At 40.2% G+C, this 7,162-nt stretch carries 8 protein-coding genes; 5 read left to right on the forward strand and 3 right to left on the reverse strand.

The window, feature by feature from the left end:
• Positions 1 to 52 precede the first annotated feature (52 nt).
• Together BTO30_RS07000 and BTO30_RS07010 are read right to left on the reverse strand one after the other, a co-directional pair.
• On the reverse strand, positions 53 to 589 hold the full coding sequence (locus BTO30_RS07000; protein ID WP_075398013.1) for a hypothetical protein: 537 nt from the start codon (positions 587 to 589) through the stop codon (positions 53 to 55).
• 737 nt (positions 590 to 1,326) lie between these two features.
• On the reverse strand, positions 1,327 to 1,560 hold the full coding sequence (locus tag BTO30_RS07010) for a hypothetical protein (protein WP_075398015.1): 234 nt from the start codon (positions 1,558 to 1,560) through the stop codon (positions 1,327 to 1,329).
• A 171-nt stretch (positions 1,561 to 1,731) separates the two neighbouring features.
• On the opposite strand from BTO30_RS07010, the gene BTO30_RS07015 reads away from it, so the two are divergent.
• Both BTO30_RS07015 and BTO30_RS07020 read left to right on the forward strand, forming a co-directional pair.
• Complete coding sequence (locus tag BTO30_RS07015; protein ID WP_075398016.1) at positions 1,732 to 2,073, forward strand: DUF948 domain-containing protein; 342 nt, start codon at positions 1,732 to 1,734, stop codon at positions 2,071 to 2,073.
• A 52-nt stretch (positions 2,074 to 2,125) separates the two neighbouring features.
• Entirely contained in the window at positions 2,126 to 2,872 is a 747-nt protein-coding gene (locus tag BTO30_RS07020) for a TerC family protein (RefSeq protein ID WP_075398017.1), read from the forward strand.
• A 99-nt stretch (positions 2,873 to 2,971) separates the two neighbouring features.
• Here BTO30_RS07020 and BTO30_RS07025 read toward each other — a convergent pair whose 3' ends face one another.
• Entirely contained in the window at positions 2,972 to 3,367 is a 396-nt protein-coding gene (locus BTO30_RS07025; protein WP_083632331.1) for an ATP-binding protein, read from the reverse strand.
• 35 nt (positions 3,368 to 3,402) lie between these two features.
• On the opposite strand from BTO30_RS07025, the gene BTO30_RS07030 reads away from it, so the two are divergent.
• From BTO30_RS07030 to BTO30_RS07040, 3 genes are all read left to right on the forward strand, one after another.
• The gene (locus tag BTO30_RS07030; protein ID WP_075398019.1) at positions 3,403 to 4,341 is read left to right on the forward strand and encodes a DUF2971 domain-containing protein; all 939 of its coding nucleotides are present in this window, start codon (positions 3,403 to 3,405) and stop codon (positions 4,339 to 4,341) included.
• Positions 4,342 to 4,475: 134 nt separating this feature from the next.
• Positions 4,476 to 6,083 carry a catalase gene (locus BTO30_RS07035; RefSeq protein ID WP_075398020.1) on the forward strand — a complete coding sequence of 536 codons (1,608 nt, stop codon included), beginning with the start codon at positions 4,476 to 4,478 and terminating at the stop codon, positions 6,081 to 6,083.
• Between the two features lie 353 nt (positions 6,084 to 6,436).
• Complete coding sequence (locus BTO30_RS07040; RefSeq protein ID WP_143331924.1) at positions 6,437 to 6,871, forward strand: hypothetical protein; 435 nt, start codon at positions 6,437 to 6,439, stop codon at positions 6,869 to 6,871.
• Positions 6,872 to 7,162 lie beyond the last annotated feature (291 nt).

Genomic DNA, 7,162 nt, shown 5'->3' on the forward strand with positions numbered 1-7,162 from the left:
ATTCATAATCAACACGCGTGGTAAAATAATAAAGATGTATCATAAAGGAAATTCACCACATTTTTAACGCTTTTCTTTTCATCCTTTCGTAATAAAGAGATTTCTTTAGCTCTTCAACTTTGAATAATACGGGAACATATGGAGTTTCAAAATCTGGAATTGATAGCTTTGTTATGGGTATCTTAAAACGCCATATAAAAGCTTCGTATACCTGGGGATTCAGCAATGCTATGTAACAATCAAAACCGCTATATATAAAGTAATTTGTTAAAAAAGACATGATTTCATGAAGTTTTTTTACGCTTTGTACGTCCTTTTTTATGGCTAATTTATCTACTTCGGCAGTTTTCATATCTTTCAAAAAAAGGTAACGATTAAATGGGAAATTATCGTTTATCGGTGATTTTTTAAATTGGTAAGGAATAATTTCCACCGAACCATAATCACCATATATGTCAAAAAAGATATAACGGTTAATTCCCGGTATCGTATAAGACTCTAATTCGTAGCCTCTTTCTATCCAAATCGGAAGCCAGATATCTGTATATCTTTTAAAGTCTTGATCTGTTCGAACTAAATGAGCAGGCACTATATCCACCCTTTCATATTGTAATAATGAATATTCTTCAACTTTTTTGATGCACCTTTTTACTATATGAAAAGCATATTTGGAATATTCATTAATAAACAAAAAAAGCTGTGGGAAAGCTTCAAAGCATCGACCCTAATTTTTTAACAGACTGGGGACCGCTATCCCGTGAAAGATCTCTTGACCGATCTCTCTAATATGAAACTAGAAAAGAAGTGGAAGAACGATTTAAAATGTGAGAAGAAAAATTTGCGCTCTTCATGAGGCAGCGTTTTTTGTCGTTATTTGATGAACGATTATGGTAGGTAAAACTCTTTTTCTATCGAAATAATAACTATATAGATAAAGGGGAGTGGAAGGGATGATTGCGACGAAGCTTGAATATTTGCAGTCAATAAAGGATACTTTTGTGTTTAGGTTGTCTAAAAATAAATGTTCGTTGTGCAAAAGAAAACATGAACCTTTATTTAAAATGTACAAAGACAAGAGATTATTTAAGGTTTGCTCAAAATGTGCTGTCTATACTGAGGGAAGAGCATTCAGGAAAAACGCATAGCGCTATAAAAGCGCTTTTTTTCTTTGCTTGAAAACTAAAAGAGAGGGAAGAACTCATCATTCCGATTTTATGGAGTTTATTTCCTTTTATATGGTTTTATTTTTTGGGTGTTTCTGTATAACAAAATAGGAAAAAAGGGACAGCTGCTTATTGCCAGTCCCTAAAAATGGATGTCTGCGCATTAGTAAAAATCACTGCCGCCGTAGGTATTCCCGTATCCGGTATATCCGTCATCGTACCCATCGTACCCGTAGTATCCCCCATAACCGCCATCAAAGGATTCTTGATTGACGACTGATCTGCGGCCGGCGAAGTATGCGCCGCCAATGATCAAAATGATGAATAGTATTACGAGCAGTTTAGAGCCGGAGCCGAAACCAAGACCGTCGAGTACTGCTTCATTAGGATAGCCCATACACTTTTCCACCTCCTCCTTCTATATCGTATGAAGACTCTCAATGGGTGATTGTACAAAGCGCTCTGAAATATAGGATGGCAGAAAGTCCTTGCATGAAAGAAAAGGAATTTAGGTATTCTTAAAATCGCTTGTACATAAAATGAAACGAATCAAAGAGGAGGCTGTTGCATGTTAATTGAATGGAGCATTGCCGGATCAGCAGGGGCCTTTATTTGTTTAGCCTTTTATGTGGTCCGTACTTTGCGAAAAGGAATGGTGACGCTCAAAGAAATCAATTACACGCTTCTGGAAGTTAGAATTGCCATACATGGTTTAACAAAGGAAGCGGAAAAGCTCATTGACAATGCCAGTCAAGTGACGGCAGATGTAAAAAGCAAAATCAATACTAAGGACTCTTGTGAGGTAAAAAACTCTTTCAAGGAGGCGGCCGGGGGCCATCGCACTGATGGAAAGCCGCGGATGATCACCTATTCTTCATCTAAACGTATGCCGAAAATTAAAGTGAAATAAAAGGATGTTGTAGAGGACTTTAACGAAAAACTAATTGAAAGTAGGCTTTCTATTGGATGTCATCAACAGCATGCTGAAAACGTATACGTCCTTTTTTGATATGGAGATGTGGGTAAACGTTCTATCGGATCCTGTGAGCTGGGGCCTGATCGGAACTCTTATGCTCCTCGAAGGTCTTTTGTCGGCGGATAACGCGCTTGTTCTGGCGGTTATGGTGCGGCATTTGCCGGAAGAAAAAAGAAAAAAAGCGCTTTTTTACGGACTTCTCGGCGCCTATACGTTCCGGTTTATTGCGATCGGTCTCGGTGTCTTTTTGATTCAGCTTTGGTGGGCAGAACTATTGGGGGCACTCTACTTAGCGTGGATGGCGTACAGCCATTTCAAACCTTCGCACGCGGATGAGGAACAGAGAAGCATGAATAAAAAAGGGTTATTGATCCGGATGCTGGGACCATTTTGGGGAACGGTCGTAGCAGTAGAATTAATGGATACTGCCTTTTCCATTGACAGTGTGTTGGCCGCATTTGGGGTCAGCAGGGAAATCTGGATTTTACTGCTCGGCGGAATGCTGGGTGTTCTTATGATGCGTACGGCCGCCGGTATAATGATTAAAATAATGGATAAAATACCGGAGCTTGAAACGACAGCGTACGTATTAATCGCCATTATTTCAGCGAAAATGATGCTGGGTCTTCTTCATATTGAAATCGGACATTCCGCTTTTTTACTCATTTTAGCAGCCGCCTTAGCCGGTACGGTTCTCATACACTTTTTAAAAAAGAGAGTTTCCTTCAATTAAAAGGGCCCGATATCATTTTTACATTCGATTCATCCGAATACAGCATAGAGAATATCCTGTTGTATTCGGATCATATAGACCTGTTTATTTTTTATGCGTTCATGGCGGCCCGTTTTCGTTTTTGGCAGAGTGATCATTTTCAACTGCCGGAATGAATAGTGTGAAACTTGTCCCTTTTCCGATTGCGCTTTCCACTTTCATTTCTCCTCGCATGAATTTGACAATACTATGGACTGCCATTGTGCCGAGACCATTCTGAGGTCTTTCGTGGTGCGGTTCCCCTGTCATTTCTACTCCTGAATCGGTTATTTTAATAAAAGTTTTTCCATTATTTTCTGTTGATTGAATCGTGATCGTTCTTCCATGTGGCATTGATTCAACCCCATTTTTGATAATGTTTACGTGACATCGATGATGTTTTTGTTCTTCTCCGGCAATATCCAGGCTGCAGCTTTTTTTTGCGTATCGATGTGAAGATATTTTTACTTCTTTCAGTACATATTAAGGGAAGGCTGGGAGGAGAGAAAAGAATGGAAAAGAAATTTTCTGAAGTAAAACGGATTGATGATATAGAGACATTTCTTCACTTACTTGAAGGGGACCAGCTGCCATTAGTGGAAGGATCAATTTCTCTGTTTCATTACAGCAATGGACAAGGTGTAAAAAGCATTGTTGAAAGCGGGGAAATATGGCTGTCAAAAAGTGGATTTTTAAATGATAAGCTTGAAATCAAATATACGCTGGAATTAGTTTTGTCCATTATTGAAGAATTTTTAACGGAGGAGCCGGTTATAGAAGAACGGCTGTTTCATGATTGGTTTAAACAGATGATTGACCTCCACTTATTTTCATTTGAGGTTTTTACCCTTTCCTTCAGTAAAAATGGCGATTCCAATGTCCTTTGGTCCAATTATGCCAATAATGACGGGTACAATATTGAGTTTAAATATCCGGAAATCGCAAAAATTCTCTTAGAAAATTTAAGAACCGCTCATCCAAATCGTAAGTTTGCTGTTTATCCGTACTTTGTTGTGTATAACAAAGGGCGGCAGATTGAGTTATTAAAGAGGGAAATCATTAATTTATTTAAGCTTTTTTACCATGATTACTATAATAGGGAAGGTCATTTTCGTTTTCAAAACGCAAAAAGAATTTTTGCGAATTTGGTGTGCTATTCCACGTTCTTTAAGGATGACAGCTTCCATCAGGAAGAAGAATTTCGAATCGCTGTTTTTAATTCGGAAAAAAATGAGAAGCCCCTTTATCATTGCCGCTTAAGCAATGGGGTTTTTATTCCTTATATCGGCATTCCGATTTCAAATGAACGCACGCGTATTCCGATTCAAGGGATCACGGTTGGTCCAAAGAACCGTCTCGATATTGCGGAAGAAGGGTTAAAACATTTTCTGGAACTTAACGGGTTAACCGGTGTTTCGATCAGTAAATCAAAAATACCGTATCGCTATTAATAAACTTAACTCAAATGTTTAAAAGGGGTAAGCTGCGGGGGAGATCGATAAATCGGTGTTTTTATGTTTACTTCATTTTCCATAGGGGCATGAATAAAAAAGTCATTCAAATATTTACATGAGGGAGGATTATCATGAAAAACGATCAGAATTTAAACAGCCGCCGCACGGGTACCGGCGAAAACGAGGATACGTTAACAAATCGCCAAGGTCATCCTGTTACGGACAATCAAAATATTAGAACAGTTGGCAATAGAGGACCTGCGACTTTAGAGAACTATGACTTTCTGGAGAAAATATCTCATTTTGACCGTGAGCGTATTCCCGAACGTGTTGTGCATGCCCGCGGGGCGGGAGCGCATGGGTATTTTGAAACGTATGGAAAAGCCGGTGATGAGGACGTTTTAAAATATACACGTGCTAAGGTCTTTCAGGGAGCCGGAAAACAAACGCCTGTTTTTGTTCGTTTTTCAACTGTGGCAGGCGCAAAGGAGTCACCTGAAACGGCCCGTGATCCGCGGGGGTTTGCGGTGAAATTTTATACGGAAGACGGAAACTGGGACTTGGTTGGGAACAATTTAAAGATCTTTTTTATTCGTGACCCATTAAAATTCCCTGATATGATCCATGCGTTTAAACCCGATCCGGTGACCAACATTCAAAATCCAGAAAGAATGTTTGATTTTGTCTCTCAGTCACCAGAAACCACGCACATGATTACCTTTCTCTTTTCACCGTGGGGAATACCGGCGAACTACCGGCAGATGCAGGGATCAGGTGTGAATACGTACAAATGGGTAAATGATAATGGGGAAGCGGTTTTGGTGAAGTACCATTGGGAACCGCTGAAGCAGGGGATTAAAAACCTTACCCAAAAAGAAGCGGATGAAATTCAATCAAAAAATACGAGCCATGCTACGCAGGACCTTTATGAAGCCATTGAAAGAGGCGATTATCCGGAGTGGGAGCTTTGTGTTCAAATTATGAGTGATGAAGAGCATCCAGAACTCGATTTCGATCCACTGGATGATACAAAACTGTGGCCGGCAGATCAATTTCCTTTTCTTCCTGTCGGGAAAATGGTGCTGAATAAAAATCCGGAAAACTATTTTGCGGAGGTGGAGCAGGCAGCATTCGGAACGGGTGTCCTTGTCGACGGTCTGGATTTTTCGGATGACAAAATGCTTCAAGGCCGTACTTTTTCTTACTCAGATACACAGCGCTATCGTGTAGGGGCGAACTATTTACAGCTGCCGATTAACTCCCCTCAAAAGCGGGTCGCAACGAATCAGCGCGATGGGCAAAGCGCCTATCGTGTGGACACGGCTCCGGGCCGAAATCCGCATGTGAATTATGAGCCTTCTCTCCTCGACGGCTTAAAGGAGGCGGAACAGGAAGGACAGGAACATCAGCCGCACTACAATGGGAAGCTTGTAAGAGAACCGATTGACCGGAAAAATGAGTTTGGACAGGCCGGGGAAACTTACCGCAATTTTGAAGACTGGGAAAAAGATGAACTGATCCGCAATCTTGTGGATGCGCTGAAGGTATGTGATCCAAGAATTCAAAAACAAATGATTGAAAATTTCACCAAAGCGGATGAAGAATATGGCCGGCGTGTATTGGAAGGATTGGATAAAGCGATGGAAGAGATGAATGCAAAAGAACATACGGGATCAGCCGGAGCGGACAGTGCCGTGGATAAAGCCAGAAAAATGGGACATGAAGCAGATCCATATTAATCATCCAAAACGGTGAAAGGCTCTTGGAAACTTTCTCGGATTGAAGATGAAGAAGAGGGACTTGCGGCGGCATGTCCCTCTTTTATTTTCTATACATGAATGGTTCATTAAGAAAGAACACAGAGTGTCATAAAAAGAAGGGATGAAGACATAAAAAAAGCCAGGCTGACCTGGCTGAAAAGGGTGGGAAGGAACTAAAGAGCTGAGAGAAATTATCGAACATCTACAGTTTAACCAGTTCAGCACAAAATATACACTAAAGGTGGAACTTTTAAAACAGGTATCATTGATTGGAGAATTCCAGGGCAAGATAAAGACAAAATCTTTTGGAGGGGATCAGGCTGCGTGATTTAGTGAAGAGGAGAAAAAGCGAAGTTCGATATTGTGAACCGTTAAGTAATGGACAAATGGTTCACGTTTACTTTTGGCGCGAAAAACAACGCGTTTCCAATCAAATGGTGTATGTATGGAATGCGGGGATGATCATTACGGATTCGCGGAAAAAAGCGAACCGATGGAAAAATCACAATCCGAAAGGGAAAAAGGAGAAATCGACCGGCCAAGGCGGCCTTGAAGGGCTGAAGAAGGCATTGGAGATCATTCTTCAATTTCGGTATCGATTGAAGCCGAATGAATATTTGTTTATTCGGTTTGATGATGACAAAAGGAGAGCAGCCTACCGCTGGTTAGAGCGCTATGGATTTATGGAATTCCATAAAAACGGTCAGTTTCTGGCCTATGGTACATTTAATCCGATTTATTGGAATTGGCAGCAAGCAGAAAAATAAACTCCAAAACCCAAAAACCTATTTTGTTATAAAGTTTTTATCGACAATATACTTCGTAACAGATGGAATTATGACAATAACGGATGGGCATATACCTTATATCAGCTGTTCTTGGAGTCGATTTGTAAAGAATAGTCGTTATTTGTAAATATCTTTCATCTTTTAAATAAGTTAAAATAAACAATACAAATGACCATTTTGTTAAGTTTTTTCATTCTGGAACACGCGTGTTGATTAACCAGAATCATACAGGTTCCGTCCAGGTCACCTCAAAATAATGATGTAGAAACA

This window comes from Domibacillus antri (genome assembly GCF_001936625.1).
GTDB classification, from domain to species: domain Bacteria; phylum Bacillota; class Bacilli; order Bacillales; family Domibacillaceae; genus Domibacillus; species Domibacillus antri.